This window comes from Telluria mixta (assembly GCF_029223865.1).
Classification (GTDB): Bacteria; Pseudomonadota; Gammaproteobacteria; order Burkholderiales; family Burkholderiaceae_D; genus Telluria; species Telluria mixta.
Map to the genome: position 1 here is coordinate 6,203,040 of NZ_CP119520.1, position 23,929 is coordinate 6,226,968.

Below are 23,929 nucleotides of genomic sequence, written 5' to 3' on the forward strand. Positions count from 1 at the left end.
TCCGCATGAGCGGCAGCTGGCGTCTGACCTGGGACCACGGCAGCGCGGACGTGCAGTCGCTGGGCGGGATGCTCGGTCCCTTGAGCCTGCGCATCGGCGACGAGCGCGAACTGGAAATCATGCACGTGGCACCCTGGGCCGGCATGACGCGCGCCGGCAGCCTGCCGGGCCTCATGCGCCGCCTGCGCGGCGAGTGGCCATGCCTGCCGTTCGGCTGCACGGAGGCGCCGTCAGGCCTGCCCGCCGGCTGGGGCACGCGCGCGCCCGAGGATGCGTGGAACCACGGGTATGCGGCGAACCACCATTGGCGCTGTGTGTCCGCGACCGGACAGCGCATCCACCTGGCCATCGATTATCCGCCCGGCTCGCCGATCGAGCATATCGAACGGGAGATCGCGGCCGACCCGCACGCCCCGGCCGTCGACATCACCCTGCGCGTGTGGGCCCGCCGTCCGGCGCGCGTGCCCGCCGGCCTGCATCCGACCTTCCGCCTGCCGCCGGCGGCGGGACGCGTGCGCGTGGTGCTCGGGCCGCACGACGGCATCCACAGCTATCCCGCCCAGCCGGCGGGCGCCGTGTCGCGGCTGTTGTCCGACACGCGCTCGGCATCGCTGGACAGCCTGGCCGGCGTCGACGGTCCCATCGACCTCGCGCACCTCCCGTTCGCCGCACCGGCCGAGGAGCTGTTGCAGGTGCGCGCGATCGGCGGCCGGGACGGCGCCGCGCCGTTCGCCCTGCATTACCTCGATTACGACGCCTGCGTCGGCCTGTGGTGGGACACGGCGCAACTGCCCGACCTGCTGCTCTGGGTGAGCAACGGTGGCCGCATCCACTTCCCCTGGATGAGCAACCACCTGGCGCTGGGTGCCGAACCCGTGAACAGCCTGTTCGACCTGGGCCGTGTCGCGACGGCGCCGGCCGATCACCCGCTGGCGGACCGGCTCGGCATCGCCATCACCCCGGACGCGCCGTGGGAGACCCGCTACCGCATCGCCGCCTGGCCCCAACCGCCCCTGCCAACCCAACGATAGAGAACCCCGCCATGGCACCCGACTTCCGTTCTCCCCGCTTCCTGCTCGACCACGTGGCCCATACGATGCGGTTTTATCACCCGCGCTGCATCGACCCGAGCGGCGGTTTTTATCACTTCTTCCGCGACGACGGCACGGTGTACGACCGCACGACGCGCCACCTCGTCAGCAGCACGCGCTTCGTCTTCAATTACGCGATGGCGTACCGGCGCTTCGCCGACCCTGACTACCTCGCGGCCGTGCGCCACGGCGTCGCCTTCCTGCGCGACGTCCACCGCGATCCGGGCACGGGCGGCTACGCCTGGCAGCTCGCGTGGAAGGACGGCCGCAAGGCGGTCCTCGACGGCGACAACCACTGCTACGGCCTCGCGTTCGTCATGCTGGCCTATGCGCATGCGCTGCGCGCCGGCGTGTCCGCGGCGCGCGGCTATCTCGCCGAGACCTTCGACCTGATGGAGACGCGCTTCTGGGAACCGGAGCACGGCCTGTACGCCGACCAGGCCAGCGCCGACTGGTCCGTGCTGGACACCTACCGTGGCCAGAACGCCAACATGCATTCGTGCGAAGCAATGCTCGCAGCGTACGAGGCGACGGGCGAGGTCCGCTACCTGCACCGCGCCGAGACGCTGGCCCGCAACATCACGCTGCGCCAGGCGGCGCTGGCCGGCAGCTTCGTGTGGGAACACTACCGCACGGACTGGTCGGTGGACTGGGACTACAACCGCGACGACAGGACGAACATCTTCCGTCCGTGGGGCTACCAGCCGGGCCACCTGACGGAATGGGCCAAGCTCCTGCTGCTGCTCGAGCGCCACCGCGCCCACCTGGCGGGCGACGCCGACTGGCTCGCGCCGCGCGCCGTCCAGCTGTTCGACGCCGCGCTGCTGCGTGCGTGGGATGCGGAGCACGGCGGCATCTGCTACGGCTACGCCCCGGACGGCAGCATCTGCGACGGCGACAAGTATTTCTGGGTGCAGGCCGAAAGCTTCGCGGCCGCCGCCCTGCTGGCCGTGCGCACCGGGAACCCGGCGTACTGGGACTGGTACGACCGCATCTGGACGTACAGCTGGGCGCACTTCGTCGACCATGACCATGGCGCCTGGTACCGCATCCTCGGCCAGGACAACCGCAAGCTGACCGATGAAAAGAGCCCGGCCGGCAAGACGGATTACCACACGATGGGCGCGTGCTACGACGTGCTGCATGCGCTGGAGGGGGCATGAACACCCCACTGCCCCGCTTCGTCGCGGCCGGCGAGGCCCTGACCGACCTGCTCACGACGGGTCGCGGCACGTGGACGAGCCAGACGGGCGGCTCGACGTGGAACGTGGCGCGCGTCGTCGCCCGCCTCGGCATCCCGAGCGCGTTCGCGGGCGCCGTCAGCCGCGACGTGTTCGGGCTCGAACTCGCCGCCGCCAACGCGGCCGCGGGACTCCACCCCGGCTTCCTGCAGCAGGTCGACCGCCCGCCGCTGCTGGCCGTCGTGCACGAACGTCATCCGCCCCGCTACTTCTTCATCGGCACCGACAGCGCCGACTTGCACTTCGCTCCGGAGCACCTGCCGGCCGGCTGGCAGGAGAGCGCCGCGTGGGTCCACTTCGGCGGCATCAGCCTCGCGCGCGAACCGCTCGCGGGCACGCTCGTGGCGCTGGCCCGCGACCTGAAACTGCGCGGCACGAAGATCAGCTACGACCCGAACTTCCGCGCGCTGATGGACGACCGTTATGACGACACGTTGCGCACGATGGTCGGCCTGGCGGACGTCGTCAAGGTGTCGGACGAAGACCTGCGCGGCCTGTTCCGCCACGACGACACCGACGCCGCCTTCGCGTCCCTGCGCGCCTTGAATCCGGCCGCGACCTACCTGTTCACGCGCGGCGGCGACGGCGCGCACCTCGTCCGGCCCGACGGCGTATGGCATGCGGCCGCGCCGGCCGTGGACGTCGTCGACACGGTCGGCGCGGGCGACGCCAGCATCGGCGCCCTGCTCTACAGCCTCATGACGTGGCCGGAGCGCGCGGGCGGCAGCCATCTGCGCGTCGCCGTCGCCGCCGGCACCGCCGCCTGCCGGGTCGCGGGCGCCCAACCGCCGACGCTCGACGCCGTGCTGGCGCTGGCGCTGGCGCTGGCGGACGCCATCGTCGTCCGCCGCGACGACGCCCTTGACTTCCCGGCGCCCGGCCAACAGTATTTCGGCACGCTATTACAACGATAACCAGGAGACACCATGGCAACGCGCACATCGCAATTCCGCTTCCTGTGCGGCTTCGTCTACATCTACTTCTTCGCCCAGGCGATGAGCATTTCGCTGCTCGCCGTCTGGTTGGGGCAGACATTGAAGCTGTCGGGTACCGAGGCGGGCATCGTCTTTTCGGCCAACGCCTTCGCCGCGATGTGTTCGCAACCGATCTACGGCTTCGTGTCGGACCGCGTAGGCACCCGCCGCAACATCCTGTGGACGGTCGCGGCGCTGGTCGCCCTGTCCGGCCTGTTCTTCCCTTTCCTGTATGCGCCGCTGCTGAAGGCGAACATCCTGCTGGGCGCCGCCGTGGGCGGCCTGTATCTCGGGATCACGTTCAATGCGGGCAGCTACGCGATCGAGTCGTACGTCGACCGCATCGGCCGGCGCGACGGCTTCGAATACAGCCGCGTGAGGCTGTGGGGCTCGCTGGGCTTCGCCAGCGCCGCCGTGTTCAGCGGCCGGATCTACAACATCGACCCGGGCATCAATTTCGCGCTCGCGTCGCTGGCGGGCGGCGTCATGCTCGCGCTGCTGGCCGTGACGCGCGGCGGCCCTCATGTCGCCGGCGTGCCCGGCAAGGAAGGCGTCAGGCTCGCCGACGCGTTCGCGCTGCTGCGCATGCCGGGCTTCTGGCGCTTCATGGTGTTCGTGCTGGGCGTGACGAACCTGTACCTCGTGTTCGACCAGCAGTTCCCCCGCTATTTCGCGTCGCTTTTCCCGGACCCGAAGACCGGCGTCGCCATGTTCGGCTACCTGAACTCCGCGCAGATCTTCCTGGAAGCGGGCGGCCTGTTCGTCGCGCCGCTGCTCGTGCGCCGCATCGGCGCCAAGAACGGCCTGCTGCTGGCCGGTTCCATCATGCTCGTGCGGATCGCCGGTTCCGGCCTCGCCGTCGGCCCTGTCTCGATCTCGGCGATGAAGCTGCTGCACTCGGTGGAACTGCCGATCCTCGCCGTCTCGCTGTTCCGCTACATCGCACGCCACTTCGACAACCGCCTGGCGTCGACCGTCTACATGGTCGGCGTGAGCTTCGGCCACTCGATCGGCATCTTCGCGTTGTCGTCGCTGGCCGGCATCGGCTACGACCGGATCGGCTTCCCCGCGACCTATCTGACCCTGGCGGGCCTGGGCCTCGTCTTCCTCATCCTGTCCGCCGTGTTCCTGCTGCCGACGCCCGCCGAAACGGTTGGCGAGCAGGCCGCGCCGCTCGCCGAACCCGCCAAATGAATCCCGAAGGAGCAAGCATGACATCACCCCTGAACGCGGCCACGCTCGAGCCGCTGAACACCGGCGCCCTGCCGGCCCACTGGAACCGCGGCGTCGACAAGGCCGCCATCGACCGTGCGATCGCGCGCGCGCTGGACGCCGTCGACCGCAACCTGGCCCACTTCGGCGACGCCTTCCCGATGCCGTCGTCGCAGGGCGGCGTCTACCAGGCGATGGACAACACGGAATGGACGAACGGCTTCTGGACCGGCATGCTGTGGCTCGCGTACGAGCTGACGGGTACCGCGCGCTACCGCGATTGCGCCCTGCGCCACGTGGCCAGCTTCCATGCGCGCCAGCGCGACCGCATCAACGTCAACCACCACGACCTCGGCTTCCTGTACAGCCTCTCGTGCGTGTCGGGTTACCAGTTGACGGGCGAGCCGCTGGCGGCGGAGGCGGCGCTGGGTGCCGCGCGCCTGCTGCTGGAACGCTACCTGCCCGGCGCCGGGATCATCCAGGCGTGGGGCGAATTGTCCGACCCGGCACAGCGCGGCCGCATGATCATCGACTGCAACCTGAACCTGCCGCTGCTGTACTGGGCGAGCGACCATACGGGCGACCCGGCGTTCCGCGCCGCGGCCGACCGCCACATCGAGGCCGCCGCGCGCCACATCGTGCGCCCGGACGGCTCCACGTTCCACACGTTCTTCTTCGACCCGGCCAGCGGCGCGCCGCTGTACGGCAAGACGCACCAGGGTCATGCGGACGATTCGTGCTGGGCGCGGGGGCAGGCCTGGGGCATCTCGGGCTTCCCGCTCGTCTACCGCCACAACGGCGACGGCCGCCTCGTCGACCTGGCAAAAGTGCTGGCGAATTACTACCTGAACCGCCTGCCGGCGGACGGCATCTGCTACTGGGATCTCGTGTTCACGAGCGGACCGGAGCCGCGCGACAGCTCGGGCGCCGCCATCGCCGCGTGCGGCCTGCTGGAACTGGCCCGCAACCTGCCGCTGGCCGACCCGCTGCGCGCCGCCTACGAACGCGCCGCGGCCGGCACGGTGCTCACGCTCGCCGCCGATTACGCCGACGCGAGCGGCACGCCGGGCGCCGGCCTGCTGAAGCACGGCGTGTACCACAAGCCGAACGGCGTCGGCGTGGACGAGGCGTGCATCTGGGGCGATTACTTCTACCTGGAGGCCCTCGTGCGGTTGACCCGCACGTGGCGTCCCTACTGGTAATGTTTACTCGTGCGCTTCCGTCGATTCGCGTTCGACCAGCGTGAACGGCATCAGCCGGTGCTGCGGCATGTACGACTGGCCGGCGCGGCGCGCGCGGATGTGTTCCACCAGCAGGGCGACGGCGCTGCGCGCCATCTCCGTGATCGGCTGGTGGATCGTGGTGAGTTCCGGCCAGACGGTCGTCGCGACGGGCGTGTCGTCGAAGCCGCAGACGGCGATGTCGTCCGGCACCTGCATGTGCAGTCCGTGCGCGACGGCGATGACGGCGGCCGCCATGTCGTCGTTGCTCGCGAAGATCGCCGTGGGCCGCGTCGGCTGGGCCAGCAGTTCGCGCGCCGCCAGCAGGCCGGAACGGTACGTGAACATGCCCTGCGCCACCCGCTCGGCGGGGACGTGGTGGCCGGCCTCGCGCATGGCGTCGATGAACGCCTGGTAGCGCAACTGGGCCGGCGTGTGTTCCGGGTCGCCCTTGATGAAGCCGATGTCCGTGTGGCCAAGGGCCAGCAGGTGCTTGGTCATCGTGAGCGCGCCCTCGTAGTCGTCGATGCGCACGGCCGACATCTGCTGCGACGGCTTTGCGGTCGCGACCGCGACGGACGGAATGCCCATTTCGGCCAGCTGCTTGAGCGCGGCCTTGGAGTCGCACAGCGGCGGCGGCACGAGGATGCCGTCGGCGCCGTCCGCGATCAGGCGGTCGATCGCCTTGCGCTGGCTGCGCAGGTTGTCGCAGTTTTCGAGGATCAGGTGGGCGCCAGTCTGGCTGCACTCGCCGAGGGCGCCGACGAGGAAGGCGCTGAGGAACGCGGCGCTGGGGTTGCTGTACAACAGGCCCACGCGCAGCGTACCGATGCGCGCGGCGCGCGCCGCCACATTGACCTGGTAATTGAGTTCCTGGATGGCCTTGTTGACCTTCTCGCGCGTCTTGTCGCTGACGCTCGCATTACCGTTGATGACGCGCGACACGGTCATCGCGGAGACGCCGGCCTTCTGTGCCACGTCCCAGACGGTCGCACCGCCGGTCGGGCGGTCGCCCTGCTTGGTTTCACTACCCATTGATTTATTGTCCTGTAGTCTGACGGCCTGGCTATGTTATCGATTTCATCCTTGGCACGCGATGTCACATAATACCGCCGGGCCAGGGGAAATGCCACTTTTGACAACGCGGCATGGCAAGGTTCATGCAGCCTGATTTGCCTTGATTGCTCTGTTTCAACAATGCTACCATGAGATCGATAACAACCCCAAGCTCCACCGAATGAAGAAGGAGAGTTTCGTGCCTGTTTCACGCCTTAGCGCCATCCTCGTCGCCGCGGCGGCCATCGCGGGTTGCCGCACCGTGGCTGCGCCTGCCCAGCCGCCGGCGGCTGCGGGCCCCGCGGCCGCGCCCTGGATCGCCGACCTCGGCGACGGCCGCTACCGTAACCCGATCCTGCACGCGGATTATTCCGATCCGGACGTGATCCGCGTCGGCAACAAGTTCTACATGACGGCGTCCAGCTTCAACAACGCACCCGGACTGCCGCTGCTGGAGTCGCCCGACCTGGTGAACTGGACGCTCGTCGGCCACGCCCTGCCCCGGCTGGAACCGGCCAACGTGTTCGACCGCCCGCAATACGGCAAGGGCGTGTGGGCGCCGACCTTGCGCTGGCACGACGGCCGCTTCTGGATCTTCTATCCCGACCCGGACTACGGCGTGTACGTCACGACGGCCGAGCATTTCGCCGGTCCGTGGACGCCGCCGCGGCTGCTGCTCGCCGGGCGCGGCATCATCGACCCGGCGCCCCTGTGGGACGACGACGGCAAGGCGTACCTGCTTCACGCGTGGGCGAAGAGCCGCGCCGGCATCAACAACGTGTTGACCTTGCGCCGGATGGACCCGCAGGCCACGCGCCTGCTGGACGACGCCGGCAAGGTCATCATCGACGGCGGCCGCTACCCCGGCTATCACACGGTCGAAGGGCCGAAGCTGTACAAGGCGAACGGTTATTACTACGTGTTCGCGCCGGCCGGCGGCGTGGAGATGGGTTGGCAGGCCGTGTTCCGTTCGCGTTCGATCGACGGGCCGTACGAAGCGCGCCGCGTGATGGACCAGGGCGACACGCCCGTCAACGGCCCGCACCAGGGCGCGTGGGTGGATGCTCCGGACGGCAAGGACTGGTTCGTGCACTTCCAGGACAAGGGCGCGTATGGCCGCGTCGTGCACCTGCAGCCGATGCGCTGGCAGGACGGCTGGCCGGTCATCGGCGCCCCCGGCCGCACGCCTGGCGTCGGCGAACCCGTGAACACGTACGCGAAACCGGTGCAGGGCTTCGGCCCGGCCGCGCCGGCGACGAACGATGGCTTCGACGGCCCTGCCCTCGGCCCGCAGTGGCAATGGGGCGCGAATCCGGCGTCCGGCTGGTACTCGCTGACCGACAACCCCGGCCACCTGCGCCTCGCGACGCAGGTCGTGCCGGAGGCGGAAAGCTTCGTGCGCGCGGCGGGCGCGATCCTGACGCAGAAGGTGCCCGCGTCGCGCTTCGTCGCGGAGACCCGCGTGCGTCTCGCGGGTGCTGTCGACGGCGACCGGGCGGGCCTGATCATCAACGCCATGCAGTACGCCTGGATCGGCCTGCGGCGCAACGGCGGAAAGACGGAACTGGTGCACACCGTGTGCGGCCCGTTCGGACCGCGCTGCCGCGAGGAGTCCACCGTCGTGCTGCCGGACGCGCCGGACGAGGTGGTGCTGCGCATGTCCATGTACGAAACCGCGTTCGTCGGCATGTCGTACAGCCTGGACGGCCGCGATTTCAAGCCGGCAGGGGCGCCGTTCCCCGTCACGCGCGGTACGTGGGTGGGCGCGCAGGTCGGCCTGTTCAGCGTCGGTGCGCGGGCGCGCGCGCAGCCGTCGTTCCTCGAAGCCGACTATTTCAACGTGACGGCGCCGGGCGTCGGGCCGTACTGACCGCATGTTGGCGTCAGATCGCGGATTTGCGAAGGTGCCAATACACGGAATAGCGTTGATGGTGCAGGTCGAATAACGGCCGAAGGACAATGCCGGTTGCCGGACCGGCGTCCTTGAACTTGAATGCGGACGGATCGCCGGGGATAGTAGCGAGCCAGTCGGCGGGATTGCCGGATGTGCCGACGATATCGGGCACCGGCGCCGCCGCGACCTTCAGGTAAGCATCCTTGTGGCCCACGTCGCTGGCAGGCATGTTGTCCCTGCCAAGTTCTCCGGCCAGCAAGACGGGACCATGGAACAGGGAGACCATCGAGGCGTCGTCCCCGGCTTGCTCCAGCCGCAGCCCCGCCGGGAGTGCCAGGTCGATCACGTCACCGGCTTTCCATGGCCGCCGCAACGCGATATAGGTCGACGGCTTCGCGTCCACGCGTCGCGGCTTCCCGTTGATCCTGACTGCCGCCGGTTTGGCGACCCACGCGGGGATTCTCAAATTGAGCGTGACGGCGCCGGTGCCAGGTTTGACGACCGTAAAGCGCACCGGGTCACCGCGCATGATATCTCCTTGCTGCCGCAAGACCATCCCGGTTTCGCGCCAGCTGAGCTCGGATGGGATATACAGGTTCACCCAGAGCGCATCGTCCTTGTGAAAGTAAATGCCTTCGTTGTAGCGTGCGGTGTTTTCGATACCGCTGCCCGTACAGCAAAAGCTGCCGTTGAGATAGGTGCGAAAGTCGCCATGGAACGGCGTGAAGTAGGTCATGGCGCCCGAATCGGGCGCGACCGATGCCAGCACGTGGTTGTACAAGGCACGCTCGTAGTAGTCGGCAAGCGCCGCACGCGGATTGCGCTCGAAAAGCCTGCCGGTGAGCTTGAGCATGTTATGGGTGTTACAGGTTTCGGCGGTGGTCGGCGGCAATACCTTCTGATTGTCGATCGACGGGCCGGCCTCCACGCCGGGTTTGTCGAACCATTCGTTGAATGCCGTGCCGCCATTGGCGAACGAATGCCTGTGTACGACCAGCCGCCAGAAGTTCTCGGACGCCTTCAGTGCCACCGGGTTGCCATTGACGTTCGCACCGTTAGCCAGGCCCACTGCTTGCGCGATGTGCGTATTGGCGTGCAAGCCGCCCAGCCGGTCCTCGCCCTCGGCAAGGGGCCCGACAAACCAGGCGCGATCGAATATGCGGGCGGTTTCGAGGTGACGGGGATTTTTGTCGATTTTGTAAAGTTCCGTCAGAACGTCGCTCATCGCACCAAATTCGTTTTGCGGATTGCGGCTGCCGTCCGTGCGGAACATCCTGTCGATCTGCGCGGCATCCAGCGTCGCGAGCCGTTTGCCGAAGTAGTCGGCCATCCTGGTGGCGACGTCGAGCGCCTGCCTGTTGCCGACATGGGCATGCGCGTCGAGGAGGCCCGACATGATCTTCTGGATCGTGTAATAAGGCACCCCGATGCTCCCCGCGTCGGCCCCGGGCTTGCCTTCGAGCTGGTCGAAGGCGGCCGTGGAAAAGGCGGACAGGTAACCATCCAGATCCAGGGCCCTCTGGCATGTGGCGAGCTCGCCCACGAGGTAGTTGACCCGGTCGCGAAACAGGATGCTTCCCGTAGCCGCCGCCATGCGCGACGCGGCGGACAGGTAGTGCCCGGTCATGTGCCCACGGAGAAATTCACTATCCCAGCCGTCGTAGCCGCGCTCGATGCCTTCTTTCTGGGGAAGCCTGGCCAACGCGCGGTAGGGGTACAGCAACTTGTCCGGATCATACGATGCGAGCACCCCTTTCCGATGCAGCTCCTGCCGCGCATGGAACGGACTTCCCGGCAGCAGGCGTACCTGGTTTGCCAGGAAGGCACGCGCCGCATCGACCGGAACGGGAAGCGGGCGTCGGTCACGGTCGCCAGGGTCGCGGGCGACACAATGCGCCGGCCACGCCGCGAGGGTGGCCTTGAGCATCGAGCGTCGGGTGAAGGTCATCGGAAAGCCTTTCATGAAAAAACCCGCCGCCGGCAAGTGCCGGAGGCGGGTACGAAAGCGGGACAGTGTCCCGCGACGAGAGAGAAAATACTACAGGTTTCCAAACTTGTAACGCAGGCTGAAACCGAAGAATCGGCCGTTTTCGTAATGCTGGCGTTCGATGCCGCTCTCGTTGCCCAGGCCACCCACGTTGCGGTTCAGCGTCTTGTTGGTGATGTTCGACGCATTCAGCGACAACGCCATGTTGTCGGTCAGCTGGTAGTTGAACGAACCGTCCAGGATGCCGTAAGCGTCGATGTAGCGGCCATCGATCGGATTCGGCGAGAAACCGAACAGCACCGACGGCGAACGCCACGTGTAGACCAGGCGCGCGGACGCCTTGTTGTCCTCGTACAGGGCGCTCACGCTGTAACTGTTCTTCGAGGCGAACGGCTGGGGCGTCGAGATGATGTTCGGAGCGGCCTTCGTGCCGACGTTGAACGGATTGTCCGTCTTCACGTAGGTGTACGAACCGGAGACGCCGAAATTCTTCAGGATGCCCGGGGCGCCGTCGAAGAAGTACTGGCCCGACAGCTCGACGCCGCGCGCAAAACCCTTCTCGGAATTCAGGGTCTTCGACACCAACAGCTGGCCGCTCGGGCAACCGTTCGAGACGGCGCCGGTATAGCCCGTCGCGAGCGAGACCGTCTCGCAATTCTGGACGTCGTTGAAGAACCCGTTGATCTCCTTGTCGAACACACCGGCGGCCAGGTAGTTCGTCTTGCTGAAGTAGCGCTCCAGCGAGAAGTCGAAGCTGTTCGCGGTCAGCGGACGCAGATCCGGGTTACCGATCTGTAACGTACCCTGTGTCGAGTTGACGGTCAGGGATGGATTGAGCTGGTCGAGTCCCGGACGGGTCATGCCGCGTCCGTAACCGAAGCGCGCCAGGAAGTCTTTCGCCAGGTCGTAGGTCACGTTAAACGAAGGGAGTGCGTTCGTGTAGGACGTCGTGCGGCGGTACGGTCCGATGACGCCGGTGATCGGGTCCGCCACCTGCGCCACGAATTCGCCATTGGTGCGGACGACGCGCACGCCGACGTTACCCTTGAGACGGTCATCCAGCAGTGCGAACTCACCCACGAGGTAGATCGCCTTGGTCTTCTCGTTCGTATAACGACGCGACAGGATGTTTTCCGCCAGCCCGTTCTCGGGCAGGATGCCCGCTTTCGGGAAGGCGGCGCTCACCTGGTTGCCCAGTAACTGGTCGGGCGAATAGACGACGTAGCCGCCCGAATATCCGGCCAGGCCGTCCATGAAGTTGGTCGGCGACGATTGCGTGTGGCCACCCTGCGCCGCCGAGATACCGTTGCTGCCGTCGGCGGCCAGCGCGAGGCCGTTGCTCGTCAGCGGACGGCCGCCAAAACCAAAGTTGTTGAAGCTGCTCGACTGGCGCGCGGCACGGGTGCCGAACTTGAAGCGGCTGAAGAACCAACCGTCGTCCAGCGAGTACGTACCGTCCAGAGCGATGGCGCCCCCGGTGTCGTGCACGGTATTGTGCGTGCCGTTGCTGTAGGCCTGGTACATGAAGTTGGCCGGATCGGACAGGCTCGGCCCGGTGAACGTCAACTGGTGCGGCGCGCCGTCGCTGACCCGGTTGGCCGTCCAGTACAGGCCCGGATTGGAGAACAGTGTCACGGAGCGGTTGTCCTGGGTCTGGTCGGCCTTGATGAAGTTGACGTCGGCCTTCAGGAACAATGCCGGCGTGGGATGCCATTCCGCCCCGGTCGCCGCGATCCACGTCGTGTACGGACGGTGCTCGTCGCCGCCGGTCGTCGTCATCCTCGTATTCAGGAAGCTTCCGCTCAGGAAGCGCTTGCTTGCGAGGACGTCGTTGCTGCCGCCGTTGAGGTTGCCGTTGGCGAGCTGCTCCGTCAGGCTGAACGGCGTCGTCTGCAGGTTCTGCACGTTGTTGGCCTGGTTGTTGTTATCCGACGAGTTCAGGCCGCGGTAGTTTTGGTGATACAGGTAATAGGTGTAGTTGCCGTCGACGTAGAAGCGCAGCGTATTGTCGACGCGCCAGTCCGCAGCCAGGTTCAGGCCGCGCCGGGTACGCATGATCGTTTCCTGGAACACGTTATTGGTGAGTGCAGGCGCCGCCATGACGTTGCTGGCCTGCTCCTGGGTCAGACCCGCCAGGTTCGGCATGTAGGCGCCGGCAGTCGTCGACGTCGGCAGCGTGGGAACGCTCGCCAGATAAGAGACGTCGGTGCGGCCGACGTACTGCGACATCGGTTTGGACGGATCGTTCGCCGTATTGGCACCAGCCAGCGTCGCGTATTCAGCGCTGTCGGCGCGCACGGCGCGCTTGTAGTTGGCGCCGCCGTTGGCCGGATTGTTGTCCGAACGGCCCGTGCTCTGCTGGAACACGGCCGCCGCCATCACGCCGATGCGCCCGCCGCCCTGCAGGTTCCAGCGGTTGGCGATCATCCCGAACAGTTCCGGGTTGCCCTTCTTCGCCAGGTCGTTGTAGCGGCCGCCGATGTTCAGGGCGCCCGTCAGGCCCTTGAAGTCGCTCGGATTGCGGGTGCGGATGTTGACCAGGCCGCCGATGGCGCCCTCGATGTGTTCGGCCGACGGGTTTTTATACACGTCGATGCCTGCGACCATGCCCGGAATCGCACCTTCCAGGTTGAACTCGCGGCTGCCGGCCGTGAAGTAGGCGCGGCCGTTCACTTCAGACGCCGTCTGGCCCGACAGGCCGCGGATCGTCACGCCCGAGCCCTGGCCCACCGGCGATGCGCCCTCGCCGCCGTAGCGGTAACCCTGCACGCCCGGGATGCGCGTCATGGTCTCGGTGACGTTCGGGTCCGGCAGCTTGCCGATGTCGTCCGCGCTGATCGAGTCGACGACCTCCATCGAGTCGCGCTTGACCGCCAGCGACGACTGCGCGCTGGCACGAATGCCCGTCACGACGACGGTGTTGGCGTCCGCCTGCTGCGCCCAGGCGTGGCCCGCGAAGGCCTGGGCGAGCGCCACGGCGACGACCGACATCGTCGGTCCGATATTGCGATGCTGTTTCATTGTGTTCTCCTCTGTAGTCCGATTGGCATGGTTTGTCCCGGCTCTGTGTGGCCGGCGTTTTAGGTATCGATAACAAATGTGGATTGAATTATAGGGCGAGTCCTTCCTGGTGGTAATGCCTTTGCGAAATATCATTGTTGATGTGGTATTTACACGACGCCAGCGCCTTGACGGGCGCCGGCGTCGTGATCCGGGACGGGCATATCCCGGTTATCGATCACCTGTCCGCCACGCGCTGCGCACGCACGGGGCGAGCACGAAGCGGTAGCTGGCGGGCGCGAGCGGGATGCGGTACTTCACGTGCGGCCGGCCATCCAGGCTCCAGCCCGTGTCCCCGCCAACGCCCGCCTGCGCCAGGTCGATGAGGACCGAACCGTCGCCATGCGGCACGATCCCGGAACTCTTCCACGTGCCGCGCGGCCGCAGGTACAGGTCTTCGTAAGGGAACGCGAGCGCATTGAACGCGATGGGCGTGTCCGCGTCCACGCGGATGCCCGTGCCATCGCTCCCCTGCAGCTGGAACCAGCGCACGTCCGTCTTGTTGCCGCTTTCCTGCGGCCGGATATAGCCGTGGTACTGGTCCGCCACCTTGCCGGCGTACAGACCGAGCGCCGATCCCGTCTTGCGGTCCGCGTACGACTCGTACGGGCCGCGGCCGTACCACGACAGCGCGTCGAGCGCGGCAGGCTGTCGAAGCGCAGGCCCAGGCGCAGCGGATCCGGCAGGTCGTCGCGCAGCGGCGTGAAGCTGGCCTGCACGTCGACACTGCCGCCGGCGCGCATGCGATAGACGTTTTCCCAGTGCGCCGCGCCGGCGCCGAAGCTGAACAGCACGCGTACGCCGTCGCCCGTCACGGTCACGTCGCGCACCTTGCGCTGTTCCGTGAACGTCTGCCAGACCTTGTGGCTCTTGTCCACACCGGCGCCTTCGTCGTTGTCCGTCAGGCCGCGCCAGAAGTTCGGCGCGCCTCCCTTCAGGACCGTGCGGCCGGCCACGGTATAGGTCACGAGACCCGTGTCCTTCGCTACGCGCAGCACGGCGTCGCCGGCACGCAGCTCCACCGCACCGTCCGTGCGCACGGGCGCCACGGTGGCCAGCTGCTCCTGCGGGGCGCGCGCGGCCGCCAGCACGAACTGCGACCAGCCGACGACGGCGCCCTGCTCCACACCCGGCAGCGCCGCACGGCTCCTGGCCCGCACGGTCATTACGCGTTCGCCGCCGGACACGCCCTCCGGCAGCGCCAGCGCCAGTTTCTGGCGGGCCCCCGCCGGCGTGGCCGCATCGGGAAGCGTGCCGCGGGCGACGACGACGCCGTCGCGCGCCAGCTCCCAGTCGAACGACAGGTGCGACAGGTCGCGGAAATCGTAGCGGTTCACGACCTCGACGCTGCCCGCGGCCGGATCGCCTTCGAACACGACGGGCGAATAGACTTTCTGCAGCTCGTAGTATTCCGGATCCGGCGTGCGGTCGGAGCGCACGACGCCGTCGCCGACGACGCTGTTGTCGCCGCGCGCCGGGTTCAGGTCGAAGCCGGACGCCCAGTACGTGCGGCCCTTGTCGTCCTTCGCGATGACGCTCTGGTCGACCCAGTCCCACACGAAGCCGCCCTGCAGCTTGCGGTGCGCGCGGATGACCTGCCAGTAATCCTCCAGGTTGCCCAGCGAATTTCCCATCGCGTGGGCGTACTCGCACTGGATCATCGGCTGGCGGAAGTTCGGATCGAGCGCGTAATCCGCCATCTTCTCGATGTCGTCGTACATGGGCGCATAGATGTCGACGTAGGCATTCGGCAGGTGTTCCTCGCCGATCGTGCCGTGGCCCAGGTAGCTGATCAGGCGCGTCGGGTCGTTCTTGCGGATCCATGCGGCCGCGTTCTCGAAGTTCGGCCCCGTGCCGGCCTCGTTCCCCAGCGACCAGAAGATGATCGACGGCGAGTTCTTGTCGCGTTCGACCATGCGCGAGATGCGGTCCAGGTGGCCGATGCGCCAGTGCGGCTTGTAGCCCAGCTGGATGGCCGCGCGCTTCTGCGGGTCGCCCGCCTGGTCGCCCTTCTCCATGTAGCCGTGCGACTCGAGGTCCGCCTCGTCCATGATGTACAGGCCGTATTCGTCGGCCAGGTCGTACCAGCGCGGATCGTTCGGATAGTGCGACGCGCGCACGGCGTTCACGTTCGCGCGCTTCATCAACTCGATGTCCTTGCGCATGGAGTCCATCGACATCACGCGGTACGTGACCGGGTCGTGCTCGTGGCGGTTGACGCCCTTGATCATCACGCGCCTGCCGTTCACGCGCACTTCGCCGTCGGCGATTTCGACGGTGCGAAAGCCGATGCGGCGCGACGTCGCCGACAGGAGGCGGCCCTGCGCATCGGTCACTTCCACCAACAGCGTGTAGAGATTCGGCGTCTCCGCCGACCACGGTTTCACCGCCGGGACCGCGCCGGTCAGCACGGCCTTGCGGTCCGCGCCCGGCGTGCCTTTTACGCGCAGGATCTCGCGCGTGCCGTCCAGCACCCGCGCCTCGACCTCGACCTTCGCCGGCGCGCCCGCCATCTCGGCGACGAGTTCGAAGCGGCCGTCGCGGTAATTCGACTTGTCCAGGCCCGCCGTCACGCGGTAGTCGCGCAGCCGCGTCTTCGGTTCGGCGTACACGTACACGCTGCGTTCGATGCCGTTGACGCGCCAGAAGTCCTGGTCTTCCAGGTAGGAGCCGTCCGCCCAGCGATACAGTTCGATGGCGATCGTGTTGCGGCCCGGGTGCACGTAGCGGGTCAGGTCGAATTCGGCGGGCAGCTTGGAATCCTCGGAGTACCCGACCTTTTGACCGTTGACCCAAACGTAGTACGCTGCGCCGGCCGCGCCGATCTGCAGGAACACATCGCGGCCGTTCCACGCGGCGGGCACGTCGAAGTCGCGGCGGTACGAGCCGACCTCGTTCAGTTCGTGCGGAATGAACGGCTCGTTCTGCGGAAAGGGATATTTAATGTTGGTGAAGATCGGCTTGCCATAACCCTGCGTCTGCAGCATGCCGGGTACCTGGATGTGTCCCCACTTGCTGACGTCGTACGACGTCTTGTAGAAATCCTGCGGACGCACTTCCGGGTTCGGCGAATACTTGAACTTCCACGTGCCGTCCAACGACAGGTAAAACTGCGACGCGGCCTTGTCGCCCGCCAGCGCTTTGTCGCGCGATTCGTAATTGAAGAACGTCGCCTTCATCGGCTCGCGGTTGACTGCGACGACTTCCGGCTGCTCCCACTCGGCCGGTTTCGGCTGGGCCGCCAGCGCCGGGAGTGCCGCCGTCGCCAGCAGGACGGCCGCGATGATGTTCGTTGATTCCATGTGTCTCCTTTGTCGTTTTTGTTATGTCAGCGAAAGCGTAGACCGTCGACGAACTCGTTCACCTCGAGCGACCCCGCCTCGGGCGCGGTGAGGCGCCTGCCCGCCACGGTCACGTTCTCAATCGTCACGTTCTTCACCTTGCGCGCGGCGTCGCGGCCCGTGATGGCGCTGGCGCTCGGTGCACCCCTGCCCGTGTAATGGATGTTGCGCAAGGTGACGTTCTCGATGCCCAGGCCCGGGCTCGTGTTGTACTTGGCCGTGTACGCGATCTTCAGGTTGAAAAGCTTCCCTTCCTCGATGCGGTCGACGCGGATGTCCTCGAACACGACGTCGCGCACCAGGTTGTCGTCGCCGGCCATGATGCCGAGAGCGCCCTCGTATTCCGGATCGTCCTCGTCGTGATCGAGGATGTCGATGTTGGAAAAGCGCAGGCGCTCCAGCACCTCGCTCTGCGGATGCGCCGGGGTCGGGGTATTGCCGTGGATGCCGATCATGACGGCGTGCGCGATATCGGCCCACAGGGTCGTGTCGCGGACCTGCACGTCGCGCGTATTGCCCCAGATGTCCCAGCGGTGGTTGTAGAACGTCAGGCAGTCGTCCGACGTGCGCACGAAGCTGTCGGCGATCGTCACGCGCTCGCACGCGAAGTGGCCCAGGCCGTCCGACCATTGGCCGGCGCCGATCGTGCGGATGTTCTTTTCGACGAGATCCTGCGACGTAATGCAGCGCATCGTGCCGTGCGGCTGGTTGATGGCGATGGGGCCGTCGATCTCGATGTTGCGCGAATTCCGGATGGTAGTCACGTCGGTGCCGGTGAACAGCCCGTCGCTAATCACCTTCACGTCTTCGACGCCGTCGATCACGAGCGGGCTTTTCAGGATCGCGGCGCCGTGGATGTACACCTTCGTGTGCGAACGCAGCCGGAAGTCGCCGCTGTGGATGCCCGGTCCGAAGAACACGACGGGCTGCGTGAAATCGGGCGTCGTGCCCGTGCCGATGTCGTTCGAGGCCAGGTTCGCCGGCACGGCCGGCATGTCGGCGCGGATCGCGTGCGTAAACATGTGCAGGTTGTGCAGGCGGTCGTCGTCGAATTCCACGCTCAGGTTCTGCGGGCGGCGCAGCGTGAAGTACGCGATGCCGTCGCGGACGACCGGCTTGACGCCTTTCGCATCCGGCCGCACGACCACTTTCGAGAACGTGCCGTTGTTCTTCTGGACCGCCACTTCCACCGTGCCGTCGAAATTGAAGTAGACCATCGACGCATCCTGCGGCTTGTCGAGGTCGACCTTCACGTTGTACTCGTACAGGTCCTGCCACTGCCCGCCGGGTACGCGCACGCGCACCGTGTAGTCGTCGTTGTGGTGCGAATAGCGGATGGGATTCGGGAACGGGTGCACCTGCAGCCGGTTCTCCGCGGCCACGGCGGCATTCGCGGTCACGCACCCCAGCAGCACGGCAAGCGGCGCGACGCAGCGGCGCGCGAACGCACGTAACGTAAACAACGGGTCGTCTCCTTGCCCGTGTGCGGATCGTGCCGCCGCCGGGCTTGTGTTTGATTTATTTTGGTATCGATAACTTGACCAGTTATATCACATCTCGAAACGATGTCAAGAATGCTCCGGCTTTTCCGGACCCCGGTCTACGATGCGAGACATGATAACGGCGGGGACGGCGGAGCAGGCATGCCTTTTTTATCGAAACGGATATGTTTTGGACATGGCAAGGCATTTGATAAAGATCGTGGTTAACGATAACAAAACCGCGTGCATACGTGCTAGCATCGGCGCGGCAGTACGGCAGCACCCTTCGATCGCAGTCCAACATACGCCTCGACGGCATGGAGACGCCAATGCAAAGAATGGATCCGCACGACCAGAATACCCCCACCACTCCCCTGACACTCGCCGACGCCCCGGACGAGGAATCGCGCGCCCTGCTGGGACGCCGCGAATTCCTGCTGAGCCTCGGCGCACTCGCCCTCGCCGGTTGTGGCGGCAGTGGCGCCGACTCACCCGCCACCCGGACGCTTACCACGGGGACGATGAGCGGCGCCGGCGCAGCCACCGCCTTCGTCCATCCGGGCCTGCTGCACACCCAGGCCGATTTCACCCGCATGGCCGCGAAATACACGACCAGCCCGTGGTCCGACAGCTGGAACCTCCTGGTCAACAATTCGCACGCGAGCCTCGGCTACACGCCGAATCCGCAGGCTGCCATCTACCGCGGCAACGACGGCGTCCATGCGGAAAACTACTGGATCCTGTACAACGACGTGGCCGCCGCCTATGCGTGCGCGCTGCGCTGGAAAGTCTCGGGGGACATCAACTACGCGAACAAGGCCGTGCAGATCATCAACGGGTGGTCGTCGACGCTGACCACGATCGGCGGCGACTCGAACTCGCAGCTGGCCGCCGGCATCTACGGCTACGAATTCGCCAACGCGGGCGAGATCATGCGCACCTACAGCGGCTGGGCCGCGGCGGATTTCGCGCGCTTCCAGAACATGATGAAGACCGTGTTCTATCCGATCAACCACGACTTCCTCATCCGCCACAACGGCACGGACGTCACGCACTACTGGGCCAACTGGGACCTGTGCAACATGGCTTCGATCATGGCCATCGGCGTGCTGTGCGACGATCAGAGCCTGTTCGACGAGGCCGTCAACTATTTCAAGTCCGGCGCGGGCAACGGCGCCGTGGCGCAGGCCGTCTACTACGTCCACCCGGGCTTCCTGGGCCAATGGCAGGAATCGGGACGCGACCAGGGCCACAACACGCTCGGCATCGCGCTGATGGGCGCCATGTGCGAGATGGCCTGGAACCAGGGCGTAGACCTGTACGGCTACGACAACAACCGCTTCCTGATGGGCGCGGAATACGTGGCCAAGGCGAACCTGATCCAGTCGGGCACGACGTATTACACGGTACCCTACGTCCCTTATAACAACGCCGACAACGTCAACCAGACCGTGTTCGCGACGGGCGGCCAGGGCAACGTCCGGCCCTGTTGGGCGCTGGTGTACAACCATTACGTGAACCGCAAGGGCCTCGCGGCCCCGTATTCGAAGAAGTTCGCGCTGCTGGTGCAGCCGGAAGGCGGCGGCGGCAACTACGGCTCGACGAGCGGCGGCTTCGACCAGCTGGGCTACGGCACCCTCACCTGCACGCGCGACCCGATCGCCGCGGGTGCGGCGCCGAGCGGACTGAAAGCGCGCACGCCGGCCGGCAAGGTCGAACTGTCGTGGTGGGGCAGCGCCTACGCCACCAGCTACAACGTCAAGCGCGCGGCGTCGACCAGCGGCCCCTGGACCACCCTCACCAGCAACGTCACGGACCTGCTGACGTACACCGACAATCCGGGTGCGGGCACCTGGTATTACGTCGTGTCCGGGAATATCCCCGGCGGCGTGACTGCGGATTCGAACCGGGCCACGGCGAAGGTCGGCAATACGCTGCATACCTCCTTGGCGTGCAACGAGGGCACCGGTACGGTGGTCTCCGACGCCAGCGGCCAGGGCCATGCCGGCACGCTGACGGGCAGCGCCGCCTGGGGCACCGGCAAGTCGGGCAGCGCCGTGGCGCTGAACGGCAGCACGGACTACGTGAGCCTCCCGGCCAACCTGGTGACCGACCTGACGGACTTCACGGTGGCCTGCTGGGTGTACTGGAACGCTTCGCGCAACTGGGAACGGATCTTCGATTTCGGCTCGGGCACCGGCCGCTACATGTTCCTGACGCCGCGCTCGGGCAGCGGTACCGTGCGCTTCGCCATCACCGTCGACGGCGGCAAAGGCGAACAGGCCGTGACGGGGACGGCCGCGCTGCCGACCGCGCAGTGGGTCCACGTGGCCGTCACCCTGTCGGGCCAGCTCGCCACCCTGTACGTGAACGGCGCCGTGGCCGGCACCAACAACGCCGAGTTCCTGCCGCCATGGCAGCTGGGCGGCACTAGCCAGAACTGGATCGGCCGTTCGCAGTACTCCGGCGACCCTTACTTCAACGGCAAGATCGATGAGTTCCGTATCTACCGCGGGGCGCTGACGGCGGCCGACATCGCCGCGCTGATCGCCGCCAGCTGATCAGCCGGAGTCCGGCACCACAGCCGTCGCTTCGATCTCCACGCGCGCGCGATCCTCGATCAGTGCGCGCACTTCGACGGCCGTCATGGCCGGATAATGGGCGCCGATGATCTCGCGGTAGACGCCGCCGAGGACGCTGCCGGCGGCCAGGTATTCGCGCTTGTCGACCACGTACCACGTCATGCGTACGATGTGCTCGGGGCCCGCTCCGGCCTCGCGCAATACTTCCACGACGTTGCGCAGCGCCTGGCCGGCCTGCGCCGTGAAATTGTCGCTGTCGAACTGCCCGTCCGCGTTCCAGCCGATCATCCCGCTTACGAACACGAGGCGGCCGCGCGCCGCGATGCCGTTCGCGTACCCGCGCGGGCGCGGCCACCCGGGTGGTTGGAGTATCTCCATGTTCACTCTTCCTTCGCCTCGCGCAGCAGTTCGCGCGCGATGATCAGTTGCTGCACTTCCGTGGCGCCCTCGTAGATGCGCAAGGCCCGGATCTCGCGATACAACCGCTCCGCCGGATGGCCGCGCGTGACACCGAGGCCGCCGAACATCTGCACCGCCGCGTCGATCACCTGCTGCGCCGACTCGGTCGCCGTCATCTTCGCCATCGCCGCTTCCTTCGTCACCTTGCCGCCGCGGTCGCGCTGCCACGCGGCGCGGTAGGTCAGCAGCGCGCTCGCGTCGATGCTCGTGGCCATCTGCGCGAACTTCGCCTGCGTCAACTGGAAGTCCGCGAGCGTCTGACCGAACATCTGCCGCTGCGTGGCATGGGCCAGCGCGTCGTCGAAGGCGCGCCGCGCGAACCCGAGGGCGGCCGCCGCGACGGACGTGCGGAACACGTCCAGGGTCGCCATCGCCACCTTGAACCCCTGCCCGGCAGCGCCGATGCGCTGCGCCGCCGGCACGCGGCAATCCTCGAACCGCAGCCGCGCCAGCGGGTGCGGCGCGATGACGGCGATGCGTTCCGCGATCGTGAATCCCGGCGTGTCCGCGTCGATGATGAACGCGCTGATGCCGCGCGCGCCCGGCGCCTCGCCCGTGCGCGCGAACACGACGTAGAAGTCCGCGATGCCGCCATTCGAAATCCACGTCTTCTCGCCGGCGAGGACGTAAGCGTCGCCCTCAAGCCGCGCCGTGCAGCGCAGCGCGGCGACATCGGAACCCGCGTCCGGCTCGGACAACGCGAACGCCGCGATGGCCTCGCCGCGGGCCACGCCGGGCAGGTAGCGCTCGCGCTGGGCCTCCGTCCCGAACAGGCTGATCGCGCCGGAGCCGAGGCCCTGCATGGCGAAGGCGAAGTCGGCGAGGCCGTTGTGGCGCGCCAGCGTCTCGCGGATCAGGCAGATCGCGCGGGTGTCGATGGGAGAACCGGCACCGCCGATCGCGTGCCGCAGCCAGCCGCCTTCGCCCAGCAGGCGCACGAGGCGGCGGCAATCGGCATCGACATCCGCGCCGTGCAGATCGCGCACGTACGTGGCCGCCCATTCGTCCAGCGCCGCTTCCATGTCGACGTGCCGGCCGTCGAAGAACGGCCACTCGAGATAGCGTTTGTCGGCCATGTCAGTCTCCTTCGAAGCGCGGTGCCGTCTTCGCGACGAAGGCGTGGTACGCGCGGTGGAAGTCGTTCGTCGCCATGCAGATCGCCTGCGCCTGGGCTTCCGCCTCGATGGCTTCCGCGATTCCCATCGACCACTCCTGCTGCAGCATCTTCTTCGTCATCCCATGCGCGAACGTCGGGCCGTCGGCGAGGCTGCGCGCCAGTGCCTGCGCCTCGCCGGGCACGTCGTCCGGCGCGCACAGGCGGTTATAAAAGCCCCAGCGTTCGCCCTCCTCGGCCGACATCGCACGGCCCGTGTACAGCAGTTCCGCCGCCCGCCCCTGGCCGATGAGGCGCGGCAGGATCGAACAGGCGCCCATGTCGCAGCCGGCCAGGCCCACCTTCGTGAACAGGAACGCCGTGCGCGCGCGGGTGCTGGCGAGCCGCAGGTCGGATGCCATCGCCAGGATCGCGCCGGCTCCCGCGCACACGCCGTCGACGGCCGCCACGATGGGCTGCGGGCAGCCCAGCATCGCCTTCACGAGGTCCCCCGTCATGCGCGTGAACGCGAGCAGGCCGGGCATGTCCAGTTGCGTGAGCGGGCCGATGATCTCGTGGACGTCGCCGCCGGAACAGAAATTCCCGCCCGCGCCGGTCAGCACGACGGCCTTCACGTCGTCCGCGTACGCGAGCGCGCGGAACAGGTCGCGCAGCTCCGCGTACGATTCGAACGTCAGCGGGTTCTTGCGCTCGGGGCGGTTCAGCGTGATGGTGGCGACGCCGCCGTCCGCCTCATACAGGAAATGTTCGGCGCGGTAGCCGGCCAGCTGCGTGCGGTGCATGTGGTCTCCTAGTTCCGGTCGTTCAGTTGCCGCTTCATCGTATCCAGCAGCGCGATCATGGTGGCCTTGTCGTTCGGAGAGATGTCGCCGAACAGGTCCGCCACCCAGCCCTGGTGCACGGCGGCCATCTCCGCGAACGCGGCGCGTCCGCGCGGCGTCAGCTTCAGCATGAACGCGCGCCCATCCTGCGGGTCGGGCACGCGCACGACGAGCTCTTCCCGCTCGAGCTGGTCGGCGATGCCCGTCACATTGCCGCCCGTGACCATCATCCGCTTCGACAGCTCGCCCATCCGCAATCCTTCCGGATGACGTTCCAGCTGCGCCATCAGATCGAAGCGCGGCAAGGTGATGCCGAACGCGGTCCGCAGCCGGCTGCGGATGGTGTTCTCCACACGCACCGTGCAGGACAGCATGCGCAGCCACAGTTTCAGGTCG

Annotated in this window: 15 protein-coding genes and 1 pseudogene; 7 read left to right on the plus strand and 9 right to left on the minus strand. The window is 67.0% G+C overall.

Going from position 1 to position 23,929, the window contains the following annotated elements; all coding sequences use genetic code 11:
* The first annotated feature begins 5 nt into the window (after positions 1-5).
* The 5 genes from P0M04_RS27350 to P0M04_RS27370 are packed head-to-tail and all read left to right on the plus strand — an operon-like array spanning position 6 to position 5,720.
* Positions 6-1,031 (plus strand): aldose epimerase family protein, encoded by a 1,026-nt coding sequence (locus tag P0M04_RS27350; RefSeq protein ID WP_259451191.1) that lies wholly within the window; start codon positions 6-8, stop codon positions 1,029-1,031.
* A gap of 11 nt (positions 1,032-1,042) precedes the next feature.
* Positions 1,043-2,254 (plus strand): AGE family epimerase/isomerase, encoded by a 1,212-nt coding sequence (locus tag P0M04_RS27355; RefSeq protein WP_259451190.1) that lies wholly within the window; start codon positions 1,043-1,045, stop codon positions 2,252-2,254.
* The gene (locus P0M04_RS27360) at positions 2,251-3,246 is read left to right on the plus strand and encodes a carbohydrate kinase family protein (protein ID WP_281042115.1); all 996 of its coding nucleotides are present in this window, start codon (positions 2,251-2,253) and stop codon (positions 3,244-3,246) included. Before P0M04_RS27355 ends, P0M04_RS27360 begins: the two co-directional genes overlap by 4 nt.
* Before the next feature lie 12 nt (positions 3,247-3,258).
* Positions 3,259-4,500, plus strand: a complete 1,242-nt coding sequence (locus P0M04_RS27365; protein WP_259451189.1) for an oligosaccharide MFS transporter — start codon at positions 3,259-3,261, stop codon at positions 4,498-4,500.
* Positions 4,501-4,517: 17 nt separating this feature from the next.
* Positions 4,518-5,720, plus strand: a complete 1,203-nt coding sequence (locus tag P0M04_RS27370) for a glycoside hydrolase family 88 protein (protein ID WP_259451188.1) — start codon at positions 4,518-4,520, stop codon at positions 5,718-5,720.
* 3 nt (positions 5,721-5,723) lie between these two features.
* Here the strand turns inward: P0M04_RS27370 and P0M04_RS27375 are convergent, their stop codons facing one another.
* Positions 5,724-6,773: a LacI family DNA-binding transcriptional regulator gene (locus P0M04_RS27375; protein ID WP_259451187.1), complete on the minus strand. Its 1,050-nt coding sequence runs from the start codon at positions 6,771-6,773 to the stop codon at positions 5,724-5,726.
* Positions 6,774-6,993: 220 nt separating this feature from the next.
* On the opposite strand from P0M04_RS27375, the gene P0M04_RS27380 reads away from it, so the two are divergent.
* Complete coding sequence (locus tag P0M04_RS27380; protein WP_259451186.1) at positions 6,994-8,664, plus strand: glycoside hydrolase family 43 protein; 1,671 nt, start codon at positions 6,994-6,996, stop codon at positions 8,662-8,664.
* A 13-nt stretch (positions 8,665-8,677) separates the two neighbouring features.
* On the opposite strand, the gene P0M04_RS27385 is transcribed toward P0M04_RS27380, so the two are convergent.
* From P0M04_RS27385 to P0M04_RS27405, 4 genes and pseudogenes are all read right to left on the minus strand, one after another.
* Positions 8,678-10,651 carry a beta-L-arabinofuranosidase domain-containing protein gene (locus P0M04_RS27385; protein ID WP_281042116.1) on the minus strand — a complete coding sequence of 658 codons (1,974 nt, stop codon included), beginning with the start codon at positions 10,649-10,651 and terminating at the stop codon, positions 8,678-8,680.
* Positions 10,652-10,726: 75 nt separating this feature from the next.
* Entirely contained in the window at positions 10,727-13,696 is a 2,970-nt protein-coding gene (locus P0M04_RS27390; protein ID WP_259451184.1) for a TonB-dependent receptor, read from the minus strand.
* Between the two features lie 210 nt (positions 13,697-13,906).
* Positions 13,907-17,037, minus strand: a pseudogene (locus P0M04_RS27400) (glycoside hydrolase family 2 TIM barrel-domain containing protein).
* Between the two features lie 26 nt (positions 17,038-17,063).
* Positions 17,064-18,539, minus strand: coding sequence for a glycoside hydrolase family protein (locus tag P0M04_RS27405; RefSeq protein WP_259451182.1), 1,476 nt, complete (start codon positions 18,537-18,539; stop codon positions 17,064-17,066).
* A 347-nt stretch (positions 18,540-18,886) separates the two neighbouring features.
* On the opposite strand from P0M04_RS27405, the gene P0M04_RS27410 reads away from it, so the two are divergent.
* On the plus strand, positions 18,887-21,118 hold the full coding sequence (locus tag P0M04_RS27410; protein WP_259451181.1) for a LamG-like jellyroll fold domain-containing protein: 2,232 nt from the start codon (positions 18,887-18,889) through the stop codon (positions 21,116-21,118).
* Here P0M04_RS27410 and P0M04_RS27415 read toward each other — a convergent pair whose 3' ends face one another.
* Genes P0M04_RS27415 through P0M04_RS27430 form a run of 4 tightly spaced genes read right to left on the minus strand, consistent with a single transcriptional unit; the run spans position 21,119 to position 23,907 of the window.
* Positions 21,119-21,517, minus strand: coding sequence for a RidA family protein (locus P0M04_RS27415; protein ID WP_259451180.1), 399 nt, complete (start codon positions 21,515-21,517; stop codon positions 21,119-21,121). It lies immediately after the preceding gene.
* A gap of 2 nt (positions 21,518-21,519) precedes the next feature.
* Positions 21,520-22,674 carry an acyl-CoA dehydrogenase family protein gene (locus P0M04_RS27420; protein WP_259451179.1) on the minus strand — a complete coding sequence of 385 codons (1,155 nt, stop codon included), beginning with the start codon at positions 22,672-22,674 and terminating at the stop codon, positions 21,520-21,522.
* A 1-nt stretch (position 22,675) separates the two neighbouring features.
* Positions 22,676-23,494 (minus strand): enoyl-CoA hydratase family protein, encoded by an 819-nt coding sequence (locus P0M04_RS27425; protein WP_259451178.1) that lies wholly within the window; start codon positions 23,492-23,494, stop codon positions 22,676-22,678.
* An 8-nt stretch (positions 23,495-23,502) separates the two neighbouring features.
* Positions 23,503-23,907 carry a MarR family winged helix-turn-helix transcriptional regulator gene (locus P0M04_RS27430; RefSeq protein WP_259451227.1) on the minus strand — a complete coding sequence of 135 codons (405 nt, stop codon included), beginning with the start codon at positions 23,905-23,907 and terminating at the stop codon, positions 23,503-23,505.
* Positions 23,908-23,929: the final 22 nt, after the last annotated feature.